The organism is Ruegeria sp. CF1, from assembly GCF_056537445.1.
In genome coordinates this window covers 34,133-55,510 of record NZ_JBQFRN010000016.1, presented here as the reverse complement: position 1 = coordinate 55,510, position 21,378 = coordinate 34,133, and the positions used below count along the sequence as shown (strand labels likewise).

Here is a 21,378-nt window from a genome sequence, read left to right as displayed (position 1 = left end):
CTCCCGGGATTTCCGACAGCTAGCGCCAATTGTTGTTTATTGACCTTGGTTTAGAAGAACGCCTGTAAACCTGTCTGAGCACGGCCCAGAATGAGTGCATGCACATCGTGCGCGCCCTCATATGTGTTCACGGTTTCCAGATTGCACATGTGTCGCATGACCTGGAACTCTTCAGAAATCCCGTTGCCGCCATGCATGTCGCGCGCTATCCGGGCGATATCCAGAGACTTGCCGCAGTTGTTGCGCTTGATCAGGCTGATCATTTCGGGCGCAGCGTTGCCCTCATCCATCAAGCGCCCGACACGAAGACAGGCCTGCAAACCCAAGGTGATTTCGGTTTGCATATTTGCCAGCTTCAATTGGTGCAATTGGGTTTGGGCTAGGGGTCGTCCAAACTGATTTCGATCCAGCCCATATTGGCGGGATGCCTGCCAGCAAAACTCGGCGGCTCCCATCACTCCCCAGGCAATTCCATACCTAGCGCGGTTGAGACAGCCAAACGGCCCTGTCAGGCCCTCAACATCGGGAAGTAGTGCGTCTTCGCCAACCTCAACATCCTGTAGAACGATTTCACCTGTAATCGAGGCTCGAAGGCTGAGCTTACCTTCGATTTTTGGGGCTGAAAGCCCCTTCGTTCCTTTATCAAGCACAAACCCACGGATCTTACCCCCATGCGCCTCTGACTTGGCCCAAACGATGAAAACATCGGCGATGGGACTGTTGGATATCCACATCTTGGCGCCATTCAGTACATAGCCGCCCTCGGATTTTCGCGCGATGGTCTTCATCCCGCCAGGGTCCGATCCGGCATCAGGCTCGGTGAGCCCGAAACAGCCAATCCACTCACCGCTTGCCAGCATGGGCAGGTATTTTTTTCGCTGCTCCTCGGATCCGTATGCATAGATCGGGTACATCACGAGGCTGGATTGTACCGACATCATCGATCGGTATCCGCTATCGACCCGTTCTATTTCTCTTGCAACCAACCCGTACGCGACGTAGCCCGCCTCGATCCCGCCGTAGGCTTCCGGGATAGTGACACCGAGCAATCCCATTTCTCCCATTTCTCGAAAGATGTCAGGATCAGTGGATTCATTGCGATAAGCCTCGATCACACGTGGTTGGAGCTTTTCCTGTGCGTATGCATTCGAAGCATCCCGCAACATCCGCTCTTCTTCGGTCAACTGGGTGTCCAGAAGGAACGGATCGTCCCAGTTGAAACTGGACAGACCAGGCTTGCTCTGCGGGCTAAGGTTCTTTTCCATGCTCAATTCCTCAAACTGTGTTGGCTGTCTTGGAAACAGCGACTTCGATCGAGGCTTCCAGAATTTCGAGTGCTTCATCCACCTGGTCGATTGGGGTGGTCAGAGGCGGTAGGAGGCGAACGACATTGCTGCGTGTGCCGCAAGGAAGAATGATCAAGCCACGCGACTCGGCCTCAGCCACAATCGCTTGCGTCAGCGCAGAATCGGGAGCACGGCTTTGACGGTCGGTAACCAGCTCGAAAGCAATCATTGCGCCGAGCCCTCGGACATCGCCAATGACTTCCATACCCTGCCGATCAGCAATCGCCGTCAAGCGTTCCTTGATGCGGTTTCCAACTTCATCCGCACGAGTGCAGAGATCCTCATCTTCAATGACATCAAGCATTGCATTTGCAGCAGCAACCGCCAATGGATTGCCAGCATATGTGCCACCAATGCCGCCAACTGGAGCCGCATCGACTATTTCCGCACGCCCCGTCACAGCGGATAGCGGGAAACCGCCAGCCAAACCCTTAGCCATTGTTACGAGGTCGGCGGCTACGCCAGCATGTTCAAAAGCGAAAAGCTTGCCGGTACGCGCCATCCCCGCCTGCACCTCGTCAGCGATCAGGACAATTCCGTGTTTGTCAGCGATTTTCCGCAGTTGTTTCAGGAAATCGAACTCGGCAACGTTGAAACCACCCTCACCTTGAACCGGTTCGATGATCAGAGCGGCGACGCGTTCCGGATCAACGCTGGATACGAATAGGTTATCGAGCTGAGCAAGGCTCATCTCTGGTGTGATCCCGTGATAGGCATTTGGGAATGGGACGTGGAAGACCTCGGGCGGCATGGCTCCAAACCCTTTTTTGTAAGGCGCTACCTTGCCGCAAAGCGCCATGCCCATTAGCGTCCGACCATGAAATCCACCCGAAAACGCAATCACGCCGGACCGGCCTGTATAGGCCCGCGCCATTTTGACCGCATTTTCGACTGCTTCAGCGCCCGTCGTGACCAACATGGTCTTTTTTTCGAATTCGCCGGGCGTCGCTGCATTCAGACGCTCGGCAAGCCGAATGTAGTCCTCATACGGAGCAACGTGAAAGCATGTGTGGGTGAAGGCCTCAGCCTGACGTGCGACTGCCGCCATCAACTTCGGATGACGATGACCTGCATTGTTCACCGCAATCCCAGCAGCGAAGTCGATATAGCGCTTTCCGTCCGCATCCCAAAGCTCAGAGTTCTGGGCGCGCTTTGCGTAGATTGAGCGCGTCGCTACGCCTTTGGCGACAGCACGATCGCGCCGCGCTTTCAATTCTTCAGTTTTCTGCATGTGGCAGCCTCATTATTCCGGAAATTGCCCGCACCGATGACCACGACAACCTTTCGCGTCTGGCAGGGCAGGATAGTGGATGGCGGCACCCCGGACGGGACGCCGCCCGATTGATCACTGCAACAACACGTCCAGCGGAACAGGTTCGCTGATTGTGAAACTGCCAATAACACCGGGAACGCCATTCGTGATTTCAACAATCTGCATTTCAGCCGTGTTCTGATGGTGAATCTGGTCCGAGAAGCTACGCGGCCCAAAGGCTGTGGGCTCGCCATCCATCTTCTCAAGTTCGGCAGTAACGGCAGAAGCCTCTACAGCGCCAGCCCGCTCAACCGCCTTGGCCCAGAGGTCAATCAGAAGATAGCCGGGATAGACATATGTGCTGGAGGGACCCGCGCCAGTTGCGGCCTCATAGGCATCGCGGAATTCATTCACGGCCGGACGAGTGTCATCGCCATAGATCGAGCCTTGAACCGGAACAATGAAATTCGACAAATCAGGCGTTGCGTCCAACCAATAGGACCCATCAACAGCAGAACCGTTCAGGATGGTCGAGTTGATCCCTGCGGCGCGGATTTGGCGCACGGCAGAAGCCGCACCTGGAATATAGGAGCAGAGCATGATGACATCCGGCTCTTCTGTGAGGCCCTTGATACGTGTAATCTGGCTGGCAATCGATGCATCACCATTCAGGAACGTGTCACGGCCCACAATCTCGCCGCCCGCTTGGGGGAACATCCAGTCAAAGCCGGTGCAGATGCCCTTGTTGTACTCGATTGTCGTGTCAAGCAGAACATAGCCGGTCTTGGCTTCGCGCTCGTTGATGGACCATTCGGCTACTGTCGCGCCCTGAACCGCTGCGAGAACCGACGCGGAGAAGCTGTTTGGGCCAACTCCCTGAATGCCCGCCTTGATATCTTCGGCACACAGGAAGAACGAGTTCAGCCCTGCCCCTTCCGCCGCCAACGCCGCAGGGGCGCCAAAGTCGTAGTCACAGGACACGATCAGCATGTCCGCGCCCTCGTCTACCAGTTGGAGACCGGCGCTTGCGGACTGGGCCTGATCGCTCTTGGTGTCGGCTTCGATCCATGTGATCTGTCTGCCCAACAGGCCGCCGGCAGCGTTGATTTCATCGATGCGGATACGGGCGGCTTCCACCGCCGGTGCGTCGTAGGCTTGCAACCAGCCGGATTTCGCAATGGCGAATCCGATCGTGATATCATCGGCCATCGCTGCTGAGCTAAGACTCATAGCGAGTGTTGTAGCTGTCAAAAGGTGTTTCATTGATTGTCTCCTCTGATGAATTTTTTTTTGGGTTTTTCGGTCACCGCCTGCCGATGTGCAGGCGTAATTCACGCCCGCCAGACAGGCCGGCCGGACGTAGAATGAGAACGAGGATCATGACGATCCCGATGATGATTTCCTGCGCACCCGTTGGCAGTGCCAGTGTGGTTTCACCAATCTCCACACCGCGTTCCATACGCACCAGGCCTTCGATCATGATCGAAAGGACCAGCACGCCAGCCACCGCGCCAGTAAGGCTACCGATGCCACCGACGACCAGCATGGCTAATGTGATGAAGGTGACACCAAGGTAGAAACTGTTAGGGTTCAGTACACCCAAAGAGTGACCAAAGAGCGCGCCCGCAACCCCCGCGAAGAACGCAGAAAGAACCAGTGAGATAAGCCTGTGACGGTACATATTGATGCCACTAGCAGAGGCCGCGACTTCATCTTCGCGCGTTGCGCGCAGGGCCAAGCCAGAAGCAGAATTCGCATACCAGGCCGCAGCCAAAACGGCGATCGAAGCCCAACCGAATGTCACCCATTGATCTGAGTAGCGCGCAAGACCGACAACCGACGAGGTTGCCCCGGTCACCCCTTCCCAACTGGAATACACGGTGTAAATGATCGCGAGAAAAGCGAAAGTCGCGATCGAGGCTGCAATCCCTGTTAGGCGCAAGATGGCCGCTCCGGATATGAGCGCCACAATTGACGCGAGCAGGCCAGAGGCAATCGCCGCCGGAAAGACGTGCCATTCGGCATTTGCCAGGAATGGCCACAAATCAGGCAGGAAAAGCCCCTTCATCTGCGGTTTCAGCGTGAGCCAAGCCGAGCAATAGGCACCGATCGCCATGTATCCGGCATGCCCGAAGCTCACCACGCCCGAGTTGCCAACGAAGATCCAAAGACCCACCACAAAGGTGACTCGGATCAGGGTCTGGGCTGCCATGCGCGCAAGCGATTTGTCGCCCAGCACCGAAATCAGCAACGTAAACACCAGCAAGACGAGGATCAGTAGAACTGGCGTGGACCAGGCGCTCAGGCGCTTTTGTTTATGCGTTTGTGCCATTGGTTAAACCCTCGGTTTTGCCGAACGCGGCACGAACAGGCCTTGCGGCCGTAACAACAGGCTGAAAATCACAAGCGTGTAGAGGAACGCATCCCGGAAGGGACGAGCTTCAAGCGGCAGAAATCCCTGCAGGATCACCGATGCCGCACCGATCAAGAATCCAGCGGCGACAGCTCCCGGCAAGCTACCCAGACCGCCAATGACGGTTGCAATGAAGGCGACCAGCATAATCTGCCCGCCCATGCGAATGTCAGCGACGCCGGTTTGGGTGGCCATAATCATCGCCACAGCTGCAGCTAACGCACCAGAAAGGGCAAAGGCGCCAGTTATCACAACATTGGCCCGCACACCCAAAAGACGCGCCATCGTGAAATTCTCAGCCGCCGCCCTCATTTCCAGACCGATCTTGGTCTTCTTCAAGAGCAGCGCCAGCGCCACCACCACGACGAGCGTCGCGAGGATTACGATGATCTGCAACAGGGGTACGGAAGCCCCAATCACCGTGACCGGCGTGTTCAACTCCGGCCAAAGGCTGATCGCCTTGGGGCGGCTGCCGTATATGGCCAGCAGCGAATTCTGGATGACGAAACCCAAAGCAAAGGATGAGATCATCATCGCCACCGGCGTTGCGTTTCGCATGTGCCTGAAGACGAAGAACTCGGACGCGACCGCTACGGCTGCACCAATCGTCAGAAGCATTGGGATCAGCAGGAATGCGGGTGCCTTGCCTAGAAACATGACCGCTACGGCGTCGGTCGAAGGCACAATCAAAGCGAACACACAAAAGGCAATGTATTCACCGTGGGCGAAATTCACCAGATTCATCACACCGAAGATCAGCGCGATGCCCAAAGCAGCCATGGCGTATATGCCGCCAAGGCTCATCGCATCAAAAAAGAGCTGTGGGATTGCGTTCATGAGTTGCTCTCTTTCTTGTCTTGCCCAAAGTAGGCGTCCTTGAGCAGATCGCTTTCCGCGAACTCGGCGGCGTCCCCGTCACCGACGACAGAACCGCCCCGCAACAGCACCATGCGGCCGCCCACACGCGCTGCACGCGCCGAGCTTTGCTCAACTATGATCAGGGTAAGTCCGCGCTCATTTTGCAGGTTTACAAGCGTCTCGTAGACCTGATCGACGATGTTGGGTGCGAGACCGAGCGAAGGTTCATCAACCAGCATCAACTTTGGGTTGGTCATAAGACCGCGCCCAATCGCCAGCATCTGTTGCTGCCCACCTGACAGCGCACCCGCATTGGCATGGCGCCGCTCGCCCAGGATCGGGAAGTTCTGATAGACCTCTTCAATGTCGCTCTCGACGGCAGTCCTGTCCCGGCGAAGGCCGGTGCCAACCCGTAGGTTTTCCTCGACCGTCAAGGTGCCAAAGACCTCACGGCCCTCGGGCACCATGGTCAGACCGAAACGGGCAATTGCCTCTGGCGAACGCCCGGTCAGAAGATCGCCGTCTGCTTCGATCCGGCCGTGAGTGGTAGCAACCGCTCCACATATGGCATTTAGAAGCGACGACTTTCCAGCGCCATTCGGCCCTGAAATGAACACCCGCTCGCCTTCCTCGATTTGAAGCGTCACATCCGTAAGGGCCGGCACTTTGCCATAGCGCACGGAAACGTCGAAAACACCCAGTTTGGACATCACGCATCCTCCGTGTGTTCTGCGCCAAGATAGGCTTCGCGCACGGCTTGGCTGCCAAGGATGACGTCTTTGTCTCCCTCTTCGATTATCTGACCCGCATCCAGCACGTAGACATGGTGAGAGACGGACAAAACCAGCCCGACATTGTGTTCGATCAACAGGACCCCGCAACCGAGCTCGGCAGCGACGCGATGGATAATTGCCGAGAGGTCTTCTGCTTCGACCTCAGACATTCCGGCTGCGGGTTCGTCCAGCAGCAGAAAATCCGGTTCGAACATCAGCGCCCGTGCAATACCGACACGGCGTTCGTCAGTATACGGAAGACCTGCCGCGGGCAGTTCAGCAAGCTGCGGTGCGCCCATCCAGTCAAGCAGGCGCAAAGCCTCGGTTTCGGCACTGCGGCGGGAATGCCCCAGGCCCACGCCTGTCACCGCCAGGTTGTCCAGCACGTCAAGCCCAGTGAATAGCCGCCCTGCCTGAAAAGTGCGCGCGACGCCGCTGCGTCTCAGCGCATGGGGCGTCCCGTCTCCAACACTTTTTCCTTGCAGTTGAACGCTCCCGGTCGTGGGGGCCTGATATCCGGTCAGCACGTTGACCATCGTGGTCTTGCCCGCGCCATTCGGCCCGATCAGCCCATGTACGGCACCGGGTGTGACGTTGAGCGACACATCGGTCAGAGCTTTGAACCCGCCGAATGCCACCGTCACCCCGGACGCCGTCAGGGAGGTTGCCTTATGATCTGGAGCGAAGTTCACCGATCAGGCCTCGACCAGCTTCCTGGCTTTCTCAACCACACCTTCACCCGCTGCATCAGCGGTCAGCACATAGACACCGCTGTCATGCAGGGTCACGGTCCAACCGGGTTCGACAACGATGGTGGTCGTGACCTCTTCGATCACTGCGGGCCCGTGCAATTCGTCACCGGCCCCCATGGCAGACCCGTCATAGACAGGCGTGTCACGCGCGATGCCATCGTTGGAAAACACCATGGGCCGGGTACCTTTGAGCGCCGCGTCAGAGCCCTTGCCGGCACCAATGGTCATGCGGTCCGGCTTGTCGACATGGCCCGCGATCGTGCTTTCGACATTCACCACTTCGACGGGGCTGTGCGGCTCGTCGTAGGTGTAAAGTTCCTTGTGGCGGGCGTGGAATGCTGCCTTGATGTCGTCCAACCGGTCTTCGGTGACGTCGAACGGATCGATCTCGACCGTGCATTCATGGACCTGACCGACATAACGCATATCAAGGCTGCGCCGGATCGAGATCTTTTCTTCGGCGAACCCGTCACCGGCAAGGTCGTCACGCCCTTTTGACTCCAGGCCCTTGAATAGGCTGTCCAGCTTCGCCGCGGCCTCTGTACCTTCCACCCGGATCGGTGCAGGCGCCATGTAGTTGTATTTGACGTCGGAGATGATCTGACCGTATGCGCAGAGCCCTGACGCCAGTTTCGAAATCAGGACCTTGTTGACCCCCATTTCACGTGCGAGTGCGGTGATGTGGGCTCCTGTCGCCCCGCCAGCACCCATCAGTACGAAATCACGCGGATCATAGCCGCGCTCAACCGAGACGCGGCGAATGGCGTTGACCATGTTGTTGTTAACGATGGTGAACATACCGTAGGCGGCTTTTTCGACCGAAATACCCAATGGGTCGGCCAGTTTGGTCGCAATCGCGGCACGAGCCTTCTCCAGATCCAGCGGCAGCCGTCCACCAACAAGCCCGTCAGCATTGAGATAGCCCAGGACTAGGTTAGCATCCGTCGTGGTCGGGTTTTCACCGCCCTGACCATAGCAGGCGGGACCAGGTTCTGATCCGGCCGACTGCGGCCCCATCTGCATCAGGCCCATCGAGTCGATCCAGCCGATCGAACCACCACCGGCCCCCAGAGTTTCGACTTGGATCATTGGAATACCGATACGATAACGGAGGAAGTCGATGTTCTTGTTCACATTCGCCTGCCCGTCGCGGGTCAGCGTAATGTCGAAACTGGTGCCGCCCATGTCGCAGGTGATGATGTTCTTGTCGCCCCAGGGCGCGGCAACGTCGAGCGCCGCCTGCGGTGCCGAAGCCGGGCCGGAGTTGATCGCATAGACGGATTGGTCGGTGACGACCTTGCCAAGCGCTAGGCCACCATTGGACTGAAAATATCGCACCGGGTGCTGGCTGCCCAATTCGCGGAAATAGGCGTCGATTGCTTCAACATAGCGCTGCAGGATCGGCGCGAGGTAGGCATTCACAATCGCTGTCGATGTACGGGTGTATTCGCGCACCTGCGGGTAGAGGACGGACCCCACGGTCAGGCGCACATTGGGCATCATTTCACGCACGATCTCAGCGGCGCGCAATTCGTGATCCTGGTGCAGAACCGACCAGACAAAGCTGATGGCGACACTTTCGACGCCTTCCGCGATGAAGTAACGGCAGGCCTCGCGCACGTCTTCTTCGACCATGGTCGATTTGACTTCACCCGTCGAAATCACCCGTTCCGTTACCGGGCGCCGCAGGTGGCGCGGCACCAGCATGGTTGCGGGGGGATAGTCGGGGTCGTAGCGATAGCCGTCTTCCTTGTGTCCCAGACGGATTTCAATCGAATCCTGATGACCGCGCGTGGCGATCAGGCCGGTTTTCGCACCGGTATGGGTGATCAGCGCGTTCAGACCAACGGTAGTGCCGTTGATGCACAGGTCTGAATTTGAAACGATTTCCTCGGCAGACAGGCCGGTTTCTTCGGTGATCAGCGCGAGCCCGTTTTTGATGGCCTTGGTTGGCTCGGTCGGGGTCGAGAGCACCTTGAAAATCTGCAGCCCACCGGATTTGTCGGCCAGAATAAAGTCGGTGAATGTTCCGCCGGCATCAATGCCCAAACGATATTGAGTACGCATGTTTTAGTCCTTTCTATCGGGGGCTCAGGCCGCGCGGGCCTTGGCTGTGGCGGCCTCGTCGACAGCCAATGTTTCAGGATCAGAGATGACCACGCCGTAGTCGAGCCGCGCCCCTTCGACGCTCACCAGCCCATTGCGGACGTCTTCGACAACCTTCAGCGGGTCGCGTTCGAAAGGATCGCCGAAGCCACCGCCGCCGGGGTTCATGTTGGCGGCAATCTCGCCGGGTTTGATGGTTTCGATCACATTTTTTGTGATGACTTCTGTATCGCCATTGCGGGTGATCTCCAGCCGGCCGACTTTTTTGTCGATCATTGCGGATTTCGCTCCGGCAGCGCCCATAGCTGGGATGCGCCGACCTTCACCAAAGGTGACCATGGTCATGTCCGTATCCAGCGGCTCAACCGCCCAACGGGTGCCGGACCCGCCGCGGAATTTCCCAGCACCCCCGCTGTCTTCCATCAGCCCGTATTCGTGGATGATGATAGGGTAGGAATGCTCGAGCATTTCGATGTCGCCAGAGGTCAGCGCGCCAAAGCAGCACTCGGGCCCGCAGGCATGCCAGCCGTCCTGGCTATTCGTCGCACCCGCCCCCGAAATGATCGAGGCCAACACCATGGTGACGTATTCTTCATCGTGGCGGTTGTCCCATCCCGCGATGTTGCAACCGTTGGCATGCCCCCAAGAGGCTGAAACCTTATCGGGTGCGGCCTGCTCAAACGCGAGGCGCACAGCATCGGTCAAAGTTTCCATAGGCGTCGTGGTGCAGTTGGCATGGGGTGCCGGGCTTTGCGCGTTGCACAGCGAGCCCTTCTTACCCATGTCGACAGTCACGTTGCGATAAAGCCCCTCGTTGTAGGGCGGCGGCAATTGCGCAAACATCATCAGGCCGAGATAGACGCCGGAATAGGAATTGCCCTCGTAGGAATTGATGAAATAGGGAATCTGCGGTGGGCTCTCGATCTCGATATGGCAGCTATCGCCATTGATCGTGACGGTCGCAGTGATGTCAAAATCACCAAAGCCGTGGCCTGCATCTTCAAGGACAGCGGTACCGGAATACGTCCCGTCCGGCACATCGGCAATGAGGCTATTCATATGCTTGTTGGCCATGACAAGCAGCTCTTCGATACAAGCCTGCACCGTGTCCTTGCCATACTTGTCCATTAGCGCTGTCAGATTTCGGGCACCAACCTGGCAAGCCCCGATCAGCGCGTTGAAGTCGCCTTCCTGATCCCGGCGCGCGCGCATATTGGTCAGCAACATGTTAAGAATGTCGTCGCGCGGCACGCCTTTGTCCCACAACTTGATCGGCGGGATACGCAGGCCCTCGGCATAGATTTCTTTGGCATCCGGATTGTACCCGGCAGGCACCGGGCCACCGATATCGGTCAAGTGGCCCTTGCAGACAGTCCAAAACACCAGTTCGCCTTCGTAGAACACCGGGTAGTACATGCAGGTGTCGATGATGTGGCTGCCTCCATAGGCCGGATCGTTGTGCAGGATCAGATCGCCTTCGTTGATATCCCCATCAAAAAACCCGGCAACGGTCTTCATCGCCGGGATCAGCGAACCGAGGTGAATAGGAATATCCTGCCCCTGCAAAATCATCTCGGGCGTGTGGTTGAACAACGCCGTAGAGTAATCATGCGCCAGGTTGAACACCGAACTGCGTGCAGTTTGCTCCAGCGCCAATGTCATTTCGCGCTGCGTGGTCTCCAACACTCCACGCACTACTGAAAGCGTGATCGGGTCAACCTCTATCTTGGCCATTTTTAGTCCTCATTATTTGGGCGAACGTGCGATCATGATTCGGTTTCCGAGCTTGACAGCCGTCGCCGAACCGAGCGCAATTTCTCCAGATTGAATGTCTGGACCTGATAATTCATGCCACTCAGCCCGCAGTCTTGACGCTGAGTGCAGAACCATTTGACCTTCCGCGCAGGAAAGCGCCTTCCATTTGTTTATTGGTTGAAATGGTCTAATCTGCGGAGGCTAGTCCTTTTGGAGGAGGGATGCGGTGAACAGGCCAATACGATTCTCAACAGACCATCTGCCGCCTCAAGACCGGGCGGCGGGGTGGACATCTGTCATCGCAGAAGCCTATTTCCCGCTTCAGCTTCACTTCCGGGCGCCATTGGAATTCAACGGGCGGCTGATGCGCAAGGATATGGGCCATGTCAGTCTGTCGCGACTGACTTCGTCACCTGCAAACTATGAACGCAGGCAACGCCACATCCGCGAGGCTCGTGAAGAAGAATACCTGATCACCATTCCGAAAAGCACAGCCGTTGAATTTCGGCAACTGGGGCGTGACGTGCGTTGTGAACCCGGTGGTTTCATTATTGAACGCGGTGATGAGCCCTATCGGTTTATCTATGAACGCCCTAACGATTTGTTTGTCGCCAAGGTATCAAAAGCAGCACTATCCGAACGTGTGCGCCAGCCCGACCGTTTCTGTGCGCAGGTATTCGACGCAACGTCAGGCACTGCCAATCTGTTCGTCAACATGTTGCAGCAGAGCCATTCTCAGCTGAGCGGAGTGAACTCGTCGGCAAGCGAGATTGTGGGGCGGCAAATGCTGGAGCTGCTAGGCCTCGCTCTTGAGGACGAGAATGGTATCGCGGCCTCGAGCGCCTCATCGGTGCGGGCGGCACATCTACAAAGAGTTGATCAATTCATCCGTTCGAACCTGAAGAACCCGGATCTGTCACCTGACCTAATCGCGGAAGGTTGCGGCATTTCGAAACGCTACCTGCACGATCTGTTCAAGGACGTGAACGGCACAGTCAGCCAACAAATACGCGATCAACGACTTGTTGCCGCGCGTGACCGCCTAGGTAATTCCGGCGAAATCACTCTTGCCGAAGTGGCTTATCGCTTCGGTTTTGCCGATCAGGCGCAGTTCTCGCGACTGTTCAAGTCACGATTCGGCATGCCCCCGTCGGAATACCGCGCCAGTAAGGTCTGCTGATCCGACCCCTTCATTGCCGGTAATCCGGATAACCTCAAAGCGCGCACACTTAAGAGGTGCTGGTTGCGACGAGATTGCGGCTTCTCAAAGCTGCCGCTGGTGTAAATGCAGCGAAAGTCAGGAAAGTCTGCAGAGCTGCCGTTAGCCTCGTCGCCAAGCATCAAAAAGTTCACCAAACGTTCCCCCTGTTTTGTTAAGCTCACCGAATGTGCGGACGACTCGGCAGACCCGAAATGACATGGGCAGAGCTTTATGCTCTGCAGAACTGGATCGTGAACGGCGTTCCTATCCCAACTGAGCGCGATCCAAACGCCAAAGACCTGTCCATGAGCTGGAACGTTAAGCCAACTCAGATGTTGGATATGGCGTTCATCCATGACGACCGACTTATTAGCTCTACGGCGCGCTGGTGGCTTGTACCGCACTGGTTCAAGGAAGACGTGAAGCAGTGGAAGCCCACCACTTTCAATGCAAAGATAGAAACGGCACATAAACTGGGTTCGTTCCGGGGCGCATGGAAAAGCAGCAGGTGCATTATCCCGGCCAGTTTCTACTATGAATGGACAGGCCCTAAGGGGGCCAAACAGCCTTGGGTTATCAAGACAGATACCAATGACCCCTGCATGTATTTTGCAGGCCTCTACTCGCGCCTCTCATCGGGTTTGAACACCTGTACAATCCTCACCCGCCCTGCGTTGCATCAAATCGAACACATACATGCACGGTCACCTGTAATTCTAACGAACGAGAACCTGGTGCCGTGGATGTCAGGTGAGATTGACCATGACGAAGCGCAGAACTTGGGCACGGAATGGGATGGACGGATGCGCTATCACAAGGTCGCGCCGATTGGCCGCGATGATGACGGACCGGAGTTAATCGACGTTATCGACGCATAATGGCCACGCGTAGTAGATCCCCAAAGAAAGCAGCGGATGAGAAGTACTTTCCAATTAGAGTGCGGATTCAAGTTCCCGAAGAAGGGTTCGGCTACAAGCTTGGTGAGATACATTGCTGGCTAAATACTCATGCCGGACGGGGACGCTGGGGTTGGAATGCTGACAAAGTGCTTTCTCGCGGCGCTCGGGATGCGGTGTCTTTCTATCTTTTGGATGCGCGATTAATTGCGCCGTTCATTGAGGCGTTCGGCCTGGAACTTGCGCGAGGTGAAGCGAACCTATGCGGTGAAGGATCGTTCAAGCACACAAATTCCGTTGAGCTGATAACCCCGGCATAAAGGCGTCCTGTGTGTATTAGGCAGTATTACAAGTTGGGAGTGCCAATGTCCAAAATCGAGCGAGCACTATCAAGATAGAGCTTTTCTCTTTCTCATGACAAACAGCCCACCAAGACCCGCCAACAACATGAGTATGGCCGGAGGCAGCGGAATTGGCGCGATACCAAATGCATCCACCCCGCTCAAACCTTTGCCCTTCCATGAGAAAGTGTTGTCTTGAGAATTGCTCCTAATAAGGATGTAACGTGGGTCACCACTGCTCCATGCAAGATAGTACTGAGCCGATCCAGTCCAACCGCCCATTTCACCAAGCGTATTGTCCAGAATGTCGACGCCAAAGTTGTCACTTGATGCCGTTTGAAGGGTAAACGATGTATCTAGCACATTATTAACAAATTTCAATCTGTTAGCATTGCTATTGGAGTTGCCAATCCCGCCATATGCCCTATACAACCAATCACCTGCGGAGGAATTGAAACCATCTTCTGGCAACAATCCGACATCCCAAAAGTCACACGACCCGGAACAAGTGATGTCGACACTCTTTGATGCTGCGGAGATAGTTACTGCCGAAACAGGAGAAGCGATTACTGCAGATGTTAAAGCCGCTACAATGAACTTCTTCACGGTACCCTCACTGGGCGAGATTTGCCTAAACTAGTCACATACAAGGAGTATTATTAATCGGATTGATCGATTCTGTCAAAATACCGGATAGACATTAGGATTGATCGGTATACGACGGATGGGGCACGCCTTGAGGGGCGTTGGTTGCTCGACTTTTATAGTCAAGCAAGCTTGTGTATCAGATTCCGCGTTTCGTTATAGACAATCGGTACTTGAATAAGGTTCACCTACAATACTTGACCCGTCTGAGCCGTGATTTAGCCGCTGGTGTCTCTAGGTGCCTATAACGGCCGTCAGGGGTATTAACAGGCTTCGGGCGCTCGCGCAGGCTGTGGTTTGTTCCGACGCATTGGGTGTTGCCGCCAGCCAAGGCCCGAAAGTATCGCAACCGCGCTTAACATCATCAGTAAGGGCATCGGAACAGGTATGGGTGCAGGCGGCGTAACAGCGTACGAACCCGATTTCGTCACTGTGCCCGCAGATCCCATGACAAACGGGAATACAGCAAACTGCGGTGGGATGACGCCAGGGTCCACCGAGTCCTCCAATGACAAGATGCACTCCATTGCCATGCATCCCGGAGCAGCGGCTGAGTTGAAGATGAAGCCTTCCGTGCCTGGGTTTCCGCGAATGTCATTGCTAGCGGCGTTATAGACAGGTGCGGCGTTTCCTACGCCTAATGTGTCGAAGGTGACACCATCCAGCGTGATTGCGAAACTGGTAAGCAGGCCCCCAGTATCAGGGGCATCGAAAGTACCAATATTGCCGCTGATAGCAATCTCATAGGTCACAATTGCAGCGTTAGTTGAAGAAGTCGCGAAAATAGTAGTGGCAGTCGCTGCCAGGAGCGCATTTGCCATCCTTTTAATTGGGGCCGTAAACATTGGCTTTCCCCTACAATAATTAAATACAATACCAACAAAATACCAGAATTCCGCCTGCCTGTCGAATTCGAAGGGTGCTGTGGAGCGGCTAGGCAAGAAATTCGATGGGACGCATTCTCGCCAGCAAAACACCTCTCATGTGGATGCGACATTTACATTTTGAGACGTTAAGAGAGCGATTAGGGGCTTTGCGACAGTACTGTCTGACAGCCAAAGCAAAGAGGGCGCGCCTACCACAAACGCGCCCACCAACAGGGAGAAGAAATAAACTCGCGCTCTCAACACAACATGAGCGCCAACTCGTTAACTGCACTCAGATTGCATCATTCTAAGCAGGTGGTCAGTGAAGTGGGTTACACAGGTTGTGCAAAAAGAACCCAACCCAATGCGGGCCGGGCAAGTCTCCGAGGTAATTGGTCTAACTAGTCTGCTAATCTTTGAAATACAGTTTATCCATAGGCCGCGTATCCACAATGTTTGTAGTCAATTTGTTGGAGATCCAATGCTCAGATTTGCAGTAATTACGGCGTTCGCCGTCTTAGCCTTCATTATAACACCGCACGAACTAGAAGCGGAATCCATCACACGCGCAGTCAAGAGCGGACAGGCTCCAAAAGAAGTGGTTGGAAAAGGGTTCCGTAATTTGGTTCGCGAGAAGTGGACGCCAGCGAGGGCATACGGTGCTCAAATTGTTGCCAGTCCTCCGGGTAACTTCAATGGAAAAGCCGTCCGAATGGAACTTCGCTATGGGGACTGTGGACGTGAAAGAAAGTGGGACGATTGCTCTAAAAATAACGAAAGGGTCGAGTTTGCGAAGTACAGTGCATTCAAGAACGGGCAGCGAAAAAAATATGAGTGGTACGTTTATTTTGCTCCTGGATTTACCGACAGAGGTGCTCAGCAGATAATCGTAACCCAGTTTTCTATGATGGGCGCAAACTCACATCCGTTTCAGTTCGCCGTGCGTGGCAACAAACTCATTGCGCTAAAGCGTGTCGAAAGTACTGATTGGAACTACGAAAGCCTTGTTCGAACCATGATTCCAGCTGCGAGCCTAACAGGTCGCTGGCACAAGATAAACGTTGACGCAAAGTGGTCCACATCAGACGACGGGCACTTTATTGTATGGGTCAACGACGCTGTAGTTTACCAATGGAAAGGTCGCACACTCGGGACTGGCACCGTCGGTAAAATCAAGCTTGGTATGTACCGCCAGAAAGTAGGTCCAAGTGCACCACCCGCCATACTTTATCTCTCAGGCATCAAAGAGAAATAAGAGGTATCGGCGGTTGAGGGACGGAACTCTATAAAATCCATAGGGCAGTGACCACCCGCACCCGCAGCGGTTACTATTCAGAAGCCGCCCTCATGTCTTCTGAGGTGCCGAATTCATCTCTTTGTCGTAGAAAGAGGATCTCGTGTTTTGAGCTTCTCGGCCCAGATGTCAGCATGTTCCTGCAAAAGCTCTGAGCGCCTATCATAAAGCGCCGTGAGTTGACAGCCGGCCCACATTGCCATGCTCTTTTCCTGGTCATTGGCGGCCAGTTCGTACGCATGGACAACGACTGATTGGGCGGTTGCGGGGATAAACTTCATGTGGAGAACACCTTGTCACTCATTCACTGCACTCAAACACCATAGCTGTCCGCAGTAAGTGAAATTGGGCACTCAAGAGACGTTCTAGCGGCAAAATTATAAATTACGCCTGCGCCGGTTAGCAGGTTTAGCGGTTATAGTAGAAGTCAGGTCCAAATCTGAGTTTCTAGTTGTCCTTTCCCTACGGCACGTTCCAAAGCAACGTCGGTACCGTAACAGAGCTTTATCTTTTCTCCATAAGGTTGCATTCTTATATTTGAGCTATTGATTAGGTTGTATATCGAGGGATAGCGCTTTGGCTTTCATTACGATTCTTGAAATTGACAATGATCCGTTAAGCTTCACAGACGTCACCGTGCTTAACTCTTATCAGGTAGAGATTATTGATAATGATGATGCGCTTGAAGATCCTGATGCAGATGGAAGCCAGCAGCTCGACGTCTCGGGGGTACCTAGTTTCTTAGGTGACTCTACAAACTTTCAAACGTTTGAAACCTATAGCGGTGACATAGGTGGGCAACCTGTAACATTCACATTGGTTCAGTTTTCCAACCCCCAGTACATCATTGTTACATCTGGCGATGTGGATGTCGGTGACACGATAGAAAACACAAACAACAGCATCGTTACTGCACCTCCTTCAGATTACGACACTTTGCCATCCTTCGTATGCTTCACACTGGGGTCGATGGTTTTGACACCTCTGGGCTCACAACCAATTGAGACCTTGCAACCCGGCGACCTAGTGACAGTTTTCGATGGAACAGCAAAGCCTGTTCGCTGGATCGGAAAACGACGCCTCACCGTTGGCGACTTACAGCAAAGTCCGCAGCTCTGCCCGGTTCGTTTTCGTGCGGGTAGTTTCTCACGCAAATGCCCGACACGGGATCTGACGGTTTCGCCACAACATCGGATTGCTGTTACCTCGCCAGACATGCAGCTGTGTTTCGGCGAAAGCTTGATGCTAGCGCCTGCCAAGGGCTTACTGGATGGTGAAATGGTTTTCCAACTCCCACCCGACCAAGAAGTTCATTACATCCACGTTCTCTTTGACCAACATGAGCTAATTTGTGTTGAAGGCGTGTGGTCCGAGTCCTTTTTCCCCGGCGATACTTCTCTAGACGCGATGGACCGCGCAACTCTGCGCGAGGTTTTCGAATTATTTCCCGAGCTGCGTCAGAGAAGAGGACGATTTGCCGAAACCATCCTGCCCACACTGAAACCATTTGAGGCAATTTTACTGCGCGAAGGTCTCTATTCGCCCAATGAGATGCCATGCACTGTCAGACCTGAGAACAGGGGTCACCAGTTTAATCTATGAATACCAGGAAAAAAATGTTTCTGAACAGCGTGTGCTAGTTAGAATTCTGGTTGTTTAGTACTTCCTTTGAAATTGGTTTATCCAACCAAGCCGGGACGTCGTCAATGAACTCCAGGTGTTCTTTTCATCAGTCACATTTATTGACCAAAACCACTCCAACCCCATTGGCCGTATCACCTGCACCCAGGAATTGGATGCCTTGGGCTTCGTACCATGCTTTAAGCGCAGCAATTGTCGCGGCATTTGGTCCACGCGCGCTTTGAGGCGTCTGTGCTTCGGTTCGTGAACGCCGTGTAATGTGGGCCTTAGACTTGCCACAGGATTCAGCGCTAGGTAGCGCTCAACGTTTCGGCATATATCTTGTAAGTGATGCTATCGAACTATGAGATTTGTCCCCCAGCAACATTGACCGTTACAAGGTGAACAAGGTGGATGAAAGGGTGGATCAAAGAGCTACATGAACATGCAAATAATTGATAATATTAATTTTTCATACATTATATGGTGCCTCAAGAGGGACTCGAACCCCCGACCTTGTCCTTACGAAGGACCTGCTCTACCAGCTGAGCTATTGAGGCGATGCGGAAGCTCGTTTAACGGCAGCGCGCGGGTCATGCAAGCGTGGATTGCCGGGCCGTTGCGCGGTTGACCACTACGCATTCATCCCGCATCCTGACGCCAACATGATCCGCCCGGCGGGTTACGGTGGTTTATCAGATATTTGGCAAGGTCATTTGGATGTCCGGGAATTCGCAGAAGTCTTATGTTCTAGACACCCACCGGCTGCGCGACCCGGAAGAGACCCTGGCCATCGTCAAACCATTCCTCAAGCAGATGGGCATAACCCGGATCGCCAACCTGACGGGACTGGACCGGGTTGGATTGCCGACAGTGATGGTGACGCGGCCAAACTCGCGCTCGGTCGCGGTGTCGCTGGGCAAGGGGCTGTCGCTGAACGCAGCCCGGGCTTCGGGCGTGATGGAAGCGATTGAATCCTGGCACGCAGAGCGGATCGAACTGCCGCTACGGCTGTCCAGCTTTGCTGATCTGGCGGTGGAGTATGTGGTCGATGCCGACCGTCTGCCCAGCGTCACCGGCGGGCAGTTCGACCCTCATCAGGCGATACTGTGGGTGCTGGGGCGCGATCTGCCCTCGGGCCAGCCCTGCTGGGTGCCGTATGAGATGGTGGACACCGATTATACCACCTCGCCCGTGGCTGGGCAGCGGGCGTTTCCGCGAACGACAAACGGGCTGGCGTCCGGCAACAACCTGACCGAAGCCAGTTGCCACGCGATCTGCGAGTTGATCGAGCGTGACGCCACAACGCTGTGGCACCATCAGGGCGCAACCCCGCGTGTTAATCCCCGTACAGTGGACGACCCGCGTTGCCTTGAGGCGATGGAACAGATTTCTGCGGCGGGGCTTGATTTGGGAATCTGGGACACGACCTCGGACATAGGCATCGCCAGCTTTCGCTGCGCGATATGTGAGGGCGGAGGCACGACGGGCCATATCGGCATCGGCGACGGCTGCCACCCGGATCGCGCCATTGCCCTGCTGCGGGCGCTGACCGAGGCGGCGCAAACACGGTTGACCTATATCTCGGGCGCGCGGGATGATCTGGACCCGGAAGAGTTCTCGGACACTGCCCGGAACTGGCGCAGCGGATACATCCGCGAACTGATCGATGGCTCGGCGCCCATCGGTGATTTCACCGAATGCCCAACCTACGTGACCGGATCGTTCACGGATGACCTGTCTTTGTTGCTGGCGCGCCTGTCCGAGGCAGGCATTGATCAGGTGGTCACTGTTGATCTGTCGCGACCCGAAATTGACATCGCAGTGGTGCGCGCGGTGATACCGGGCTTGGAAGCGCCCCATGACGATCCCGACTTTGTCGCAGGCCCCCGTGCGCGAGCGGTGATGTCATGAGTGTGTTTGTTTTTGTCGGGCCGACGCTACGGGCCGAAGCCGTACGCGAACATCTGAACGCCACTATTCTACCCCCGGTTCAGCAGGGCGATGTGTATCGGGCAGTGCGGGAAAAGCCGCGTGCGATCGGGATTATAGACGGGTATTTCGACGGGGTGCCCTCGGTCTGGCACAAGGAAATCCTGTGGGCCTTGGAGCAAGGTATACCGGTCTTTGGCAGTGCCAGCATGGGTGCGCTGCGCGCGGCAGAGCTGGCGGATTTCGGGATGATCGGGATCGGCCAGATTTTTGAGGGTTACCTGAATGGTGCCATCGAAGATGATGACGAGGTGGCGGTGCTGCACGGCCCTGCCGAGCTTGGCTTTCCACCGCTGAGCGAGCCTATGGTCTCGATCCGCGCCACCATTGCGCAAGCCAAGACAGCGGGTGTGTTGTCGTCAGAGACGGGCGACGCGTTGCAGCAAAAGGCGAAAGACCTGCACTACCGTGACCGGGTTTGGGATCGCATCCTTGAGGGCGCTTCGGACCCGCAACCCTTTCAACGATGGTTGCCCGAGGGGCAGGTGGATGCGAAAGGGGATGACGCCCGCACGATGCTGGCTGAGATGGCCCGCTTTCTGAATGCTGGAACGAATGTGTCAGACGCACATCGCACCGAACGGACGCTGGTCTGGCGTGACCTCTGCGCCCGTGTGGATGGGGAAGCCGCACAACAGGATAGCGAGGCGCGGGCGCTAGTGGATGAGCTGCGGCTTGATCCGGTTCTCTACGCGCATCTACGTGATCGCGCAGCGTTAGGCTTGCTGTCCAAGGACGAGACCCGCCGACAGGGTTTGGAGCCGGATAAAAACGCCGTGGTCAAGCAAATGACCGAACATCGGCTGGAGGCCAGACTGCCCCGCCACGCGGATTTGCTTGAATGGCTGGAAGAAAATGACCTGACCCTTGTGCAGTACGAGGCGATGCTGGCCGACAAATCCCGTGTCGATATCGCAATCCAAACGCTGGCCGAGACAATGGATGCCGCTTTGCTGGCCGAGCTTCGACGCTCGGGCGACTACAGCGCGTTGCGCGACCGGGCCCAGCGCAAAGCGGCGTTGCCGCCGGACCAAAGCAACGCTGCAATTCGAACGCGCGCCTTGATCTGGTATTTTGAAACACGTCTTGACCAGAGGGTGCCGGATGATCTTGACTCCTACGCGATCGGGCTTGGCCTTGAGGGGCGCGATGCCTTGGTTGATTTGATTGCCGCCGAGTTCATGTTTTGCCAAGCTGGTGGCGATCCGGTTGACCAAGAGGCCGGATTGGCAGCCGGTCTGCACGCCGGCGGATAACGGGAGGGAAAA

The 21,378-nt window shown here is 55.6% G+C and carries 19 protein-coding genes and 1 tRNA gene; 7 read left to right on the top strand and 13 right to left on the bottom strand.

Annotated elements, in window-relative coordinates:
• Nucleotides 1-50 precede the first annotated feature (50 nt).
• The 9 genes from ACRZ96_RS19870 to capB form a co-directional block, all read right to left on the bottom strand.
• Nucleotides 51-1,265, bottom strand: a complete 1,215-nt coding sequence (locus ACRZ96_RS19870; protein WP_480814981.1) for an acyl-CoA dehydrogenase — start codon at nt 1,263-1,265, stop codon at nt 51-53.
• A 10-nt stretch (nt 1,266-1,275) separates the two neighbouring features.
• Nucleotides 1,276-2,577, bottom strand: a complete 1,302-nt coding sequence (gene gabT / locus ACRZ96_RS19865; protein WP_480814980.1) for a 4-aminobutyrate--2-oxoglutarate transaminase — start codon at nt 2,575-2,577, stop codon at nt 1,276-1,278.
• Between the two features lie 114 nt (nt 2,578-2,691).
• Nucleotides 2,692-3,861: an ABC transporter substrate-binding protein gene (locus tag ACRZ96_RS19860; protein ID WP_480814979.1), complete on the bottom strand. Its 1,170-nt coding sequence runs from the start codon at nt 3,859-3,861 to the stop codon at nt 2,692-2,694.
• A gap of 40 nt (nt 3,862-3,901) precedes the next feature.
• Nucleotides 3,902-4,930: a branched-chain amino acid ABC transporter permease gene (locus ACRZ96_RS19855; RefSeq protein ID WP_480814978.1), complete on the bottom strand. Its 1,029-nt coding sequence runs from the start codon at nt 4,928-4,930 to the stop codon at nt 3,902-3,904.
• 3 nt (nt 4,931-4,933) lie between these two features.
• A complete protein-coding gene (locus ACRZ96_RS19850; RefSeq protein WP_480814977.1) occupies nt 4,934-5,848 on the bottom strand; it encodes a branched-chain amino acid ABC transporter permease in 915 nt (304 codons plus the stop codon).
• On the bottom strand, nt 5,845-6,579 hold the full coding sequence (locus ACRZ96_RS19845) for an ABC transporter ATP-binding protein (RefSeq protein WP_480814976.1): 735 nt from the start codon (nt 6,577-6,579) through the stop codon (nt 5,845-5,847). The genes ACRZ96_RS19850 and ACRZ96_RS19845 overlap by 4 nt, the downstream gene beginning before the upstream one ends.
• Nucleotides 6,579-7,334 (bottom strand): ABC transporter ATP-binding protein, encoded by a 756-nt coding sequence (locus ACRZ96_RS19840; protein WP_480814975.1) that lies wholly within the window; start codon nt 7,332-7,334, stop codon nt 6,579-6,581. Before ACRZ96_RS19840 ends, ACRZ96_RS19845 begins: the two co-directional genes overlap by 1 nt.
• 3 nt (nt 7,335-7,337) lie before the next feature.
• Nucleotides 7,338-9,461 carry a caprolactamase subunit alpha gene (gene capA / locus ACRZ96_RS19835; RefSeq protein WP_480814974.1) on the bottom strand — a complete coding sequence of 708 codons (2,124 nt, stop codon included), beginning with the start codon at nt 9,459-9,461 and terminating at the stop codon, nt 7,338-7,340.
• 24 nt (nt 9,462-9,485) lie between these two features.
• Nucleotides 9,486-11,234: a caprolactamase subunit beta gene (gene capB, locus ACRZ96_RS19830; protein WP_480814973.1), complete on the bottom strand. Its 1,749-nt coding sequence runs from the start codon at nt 11,232-11,234 to the stop codon at nt 9,486-9,488.
• A 247-nt stretch (nt 11,235-11,481) separates the two neighbouring features.
• Between capB and ACRZ96_RS19825 the strand changes: the two genes are divergently transcribed.
• The 3 genes from ACRZ96_RS19825 to ACRZ96_RS19815 all read left to right on the top strand — a co-directional run bounded on the left by ACRZ96_RS19825 (nt 11,482) and on the right by ACRZ96_RS19815 (nt 13,672).
• Complete coding sequence (locus ACRZ96_RS19825; RefSeq protein ID WP_480814972.1) at nt 11,482-12,435, top strand: AraC-like ligand-binding domain-containing protein; 954 nt, start codon at nt 11,482-11,484, stop codon at nt 12,433-12,435.
• Between the two features lie 206 nt (nt 12,436-12,641).
• Entirely contained in the window at nt 12,642-13,334 is a 693-nt protein-coding gene (locus ACRZ96_RS19820; RefSeq protein WP_170648270.1) for an SOS response-associated peptidase, read from the top strand.
• A gap of 59 nt (nt 13,335-13,393) precedes the next feature.
• On the top strand, nt 13,394-13,672 hold the full coding sequence (locus tag ACRZ96_RS19815) for a hypothetical protein (RefSeq protein ID WP_480791458.1): 279 nt from the start codon (nt 13,394-13,396) through the stop codon (nt 13,670-13,672).
• A 69-nt stretch (nt 13,673-13,741) separates the two neighbouring features.
• On the opposite strand, the gene ACRZ96_RS19810 is transcribed toward ACRZ96_RS19815, so the two are convergent.
• Together ACRZ96_RS19810 and ACRZ96_RS19805 are read right to left on the bottom strand one after the other, a co-directional pair.
• Nucleotides 13,742-14,299: a hypothetical protein gene (locus ACRZ96_RS19810; RefSeq protein ID WP_480772164.1), complete on the bottom strand. Its 558-nt coding sequence runs from the start codon at nt 14,297-14,299 to the stop codon at nt 13,742-13,744.
• 302 nt (nt 14,300-14,601) lie between these two features.
• Entirely contained in the window at nt 14,602-15,090 is a 489-nt protein-coding gene (locus ACRZ96_RS19805) for a hypothetical protein (protein ID WP_480772165.1), read from the bottom strand.
• A gap of 595 nt (nt 15,091-15,685) precedes the next feature.
• Here ACRZ96_RS19805 and ACRZ96_RS19800 point away from each other — a divergent pair.
• The gene (locus ACRZ96_RS19800; protein ID WP_480772166.1) at nt 15,686-16,459 is read left to right on the top strand and encodes a heparin lyase I family protein; all 774 of its coding nucleotides are present in this window, start codon (nt 15,686-15,688) and stop codon (nt 16,457-16,459) included.
• Between the two features lie 113 nt (nt 16,460-16,572).
• Here ACRZ96_RS19800 and ACRZ96_RS19795 read toward each other — a convergent pair whose 3' ends face one another.
• The gene (locus tag ACRZ96_RS19795) at nt 16,573-16,779 is read right to left on the bottom strand and encodes a hypothetical protein (RefSeq protein ID WP_170648244.1); all 207 of its coding nucleotides are present in this window, start codon (nt 16,777-16,779) and stop codon (nt 16,573-16,575) included.
• A gap of 295 nt (nt 16,780-17,074) precedes the next feature.
• Here ACRZ96_RS19795 and ACRZ96_RS19790 point away from each other — a divergent pair, with 295 nt between their 5' ends.
• Nucleotides 17,075-18,100: a Hint domain-containing protein gene (locus ACRZ96_RS19790; protein WP_480772168.1), complete on the top strand. Its 1,026-nt coding sequence runs from the start codon at nt 17,075-17,077 to the stop codon at nt 18,098-18,100.
• A gap of 502 nt (nt 18,101-18,602) precedes the next feature.
• On the opposite strand, the gene ACRZ96_RS19785 is transcribed toward ACRZ96_RS19790, so the two are convergent.
• A tRNA-Thr gene (locus tag ACRZ96_RS19785) sits at nt 18,603-18,678 on the bottom strand.
• Nucleotides 18,679-18,838: 160 nt separating this feature from the next.
• On the opposite strand from ACRZ96_RS19785, the gene ACRZ96_RS19780 reads away from it, so the two are divergent.
• Nucleotides 18,839-20,032, top strand: a complete 1,194-nt coding sequence (locus ACRZ96_RS19780) for a YcaO-like family protein (protein ID WP_480707457.1) — start codon at nt 18,839-18,841, stop codon at nt 20,030-20,032.
• Nucleotides 20,029-21,366 (top strand): TfuA-like protein, encoded by a 1,338-nt coding sequence (locus tag ACRZ96_RS19775; protein ID WP_480814971.1) that lies wholly within the window; start codon nt 20,029-20,031, stop codon nt 21,364-21,366. Before ACRZ96_RS19780 ends, ACRZ96_RS19775 begins: the two co-directional genes overlap by 4 nt.
• Nucleotides 21,367-21,378: the final 12 nt, after the last annotated feature.

Excerpts from the sequence above, each read along its gene's own strand:
- ACRZ96_RS19870 (WP_480814981.1), bottom strand. The coding sequence starts at position 1,265 with ATGGAAAAGAACCTTAGCCCGCAGAGCAAGCCTGGTCTGTCCAGTTTC.
- gabT (WP_480814980.1), bottom strand. The coding sequence starts at position 2,577 with ATGCAGAAAACTGAAGAATTGAAAGCGCGGCGCGATCGTGCTGTCGCC.
- ACRZ96_RS19860 (WP_480814979.1), bottom strand. The coding sequence starts at position 3,861 with ATGAAACACCTTTTGACAGCTACAACACTCGCTATGAGTCTTAGCTCA.
- ACRZ96_RS19855 (WP_480814978.1), bottom strand. The coding sequence starts at position 4,930 with ATGGCACAAACGCATAAACAAAAGCGCCTGAGCGCCTGGTCCACGCCA.
- ACRZ96_RS19850 (WP_480814977.1), bottom strand. The coding sequence starts at position 5,848 with ATGAACGCAATCCCACAGCTCTTTTTTGATGCGATGAGCCTTGGCGGC.
- ACRZ96_RS19845 (WP_480814976.1), bottom strand. The coding sequence starts at position 6,579 with ATGTCCAAACTGGGTGTTTTCGACGTTTCCGTGCGCTATGGCAAAGTG.
- capA (WP_480814974.1), bottom strand. The coding sequence starts at position 9,461 with ATGCGTACTCAATATCGTTTGGGCATTGATGCCGGCGGAACATTCACC.
- capB (WP_480814973.1), bottom strand. The coding sequence starts at position 11,234 with ATGGCCAAGATAGAGGTTGACCCGATCACGCTTTCAGTAGTGCGTGGA.
- ACRZ96_RS19820 (WP_170648270.1), top strand. The coding sequence starts at position 12,642 with ATGTGCGGACGACTCGGCAGACCCGAAATGACATGGGCAGAGCTTTAT.
- ACRZ96_RS19800 (WP_480772166.1), top strand. The coding sequence starts at position 15,686 with ATGCTCAGATTTGCAGTAATTACGGCGTTCGCCGTCTTAGCCTTCATT.
- ACRZ96_RS19795 (WP_170648244.1), bottom strand. The coding sequence starts at position 16,779 with ATGAAGTTTATCCCCGCAACCGCCCAATCAGTCGTTGTCCATGCGTAC.
- ACRZ96_RS19780 (WP_480707457.1), top strand. The coding sequence starts at position 18,839 with ATGTCCGGGAATTCGCAGAAGTCTTATGTTCTAGACACCCACCGGCTG.
- ACRZ96_RS19775 (WP_480814971.1), top strand. The coding sequence starts at position 20,029 with ATGAGTGTGTTTGTTTTTGTCGGGCCGACGCTACGGGCCGAAGCCGTA.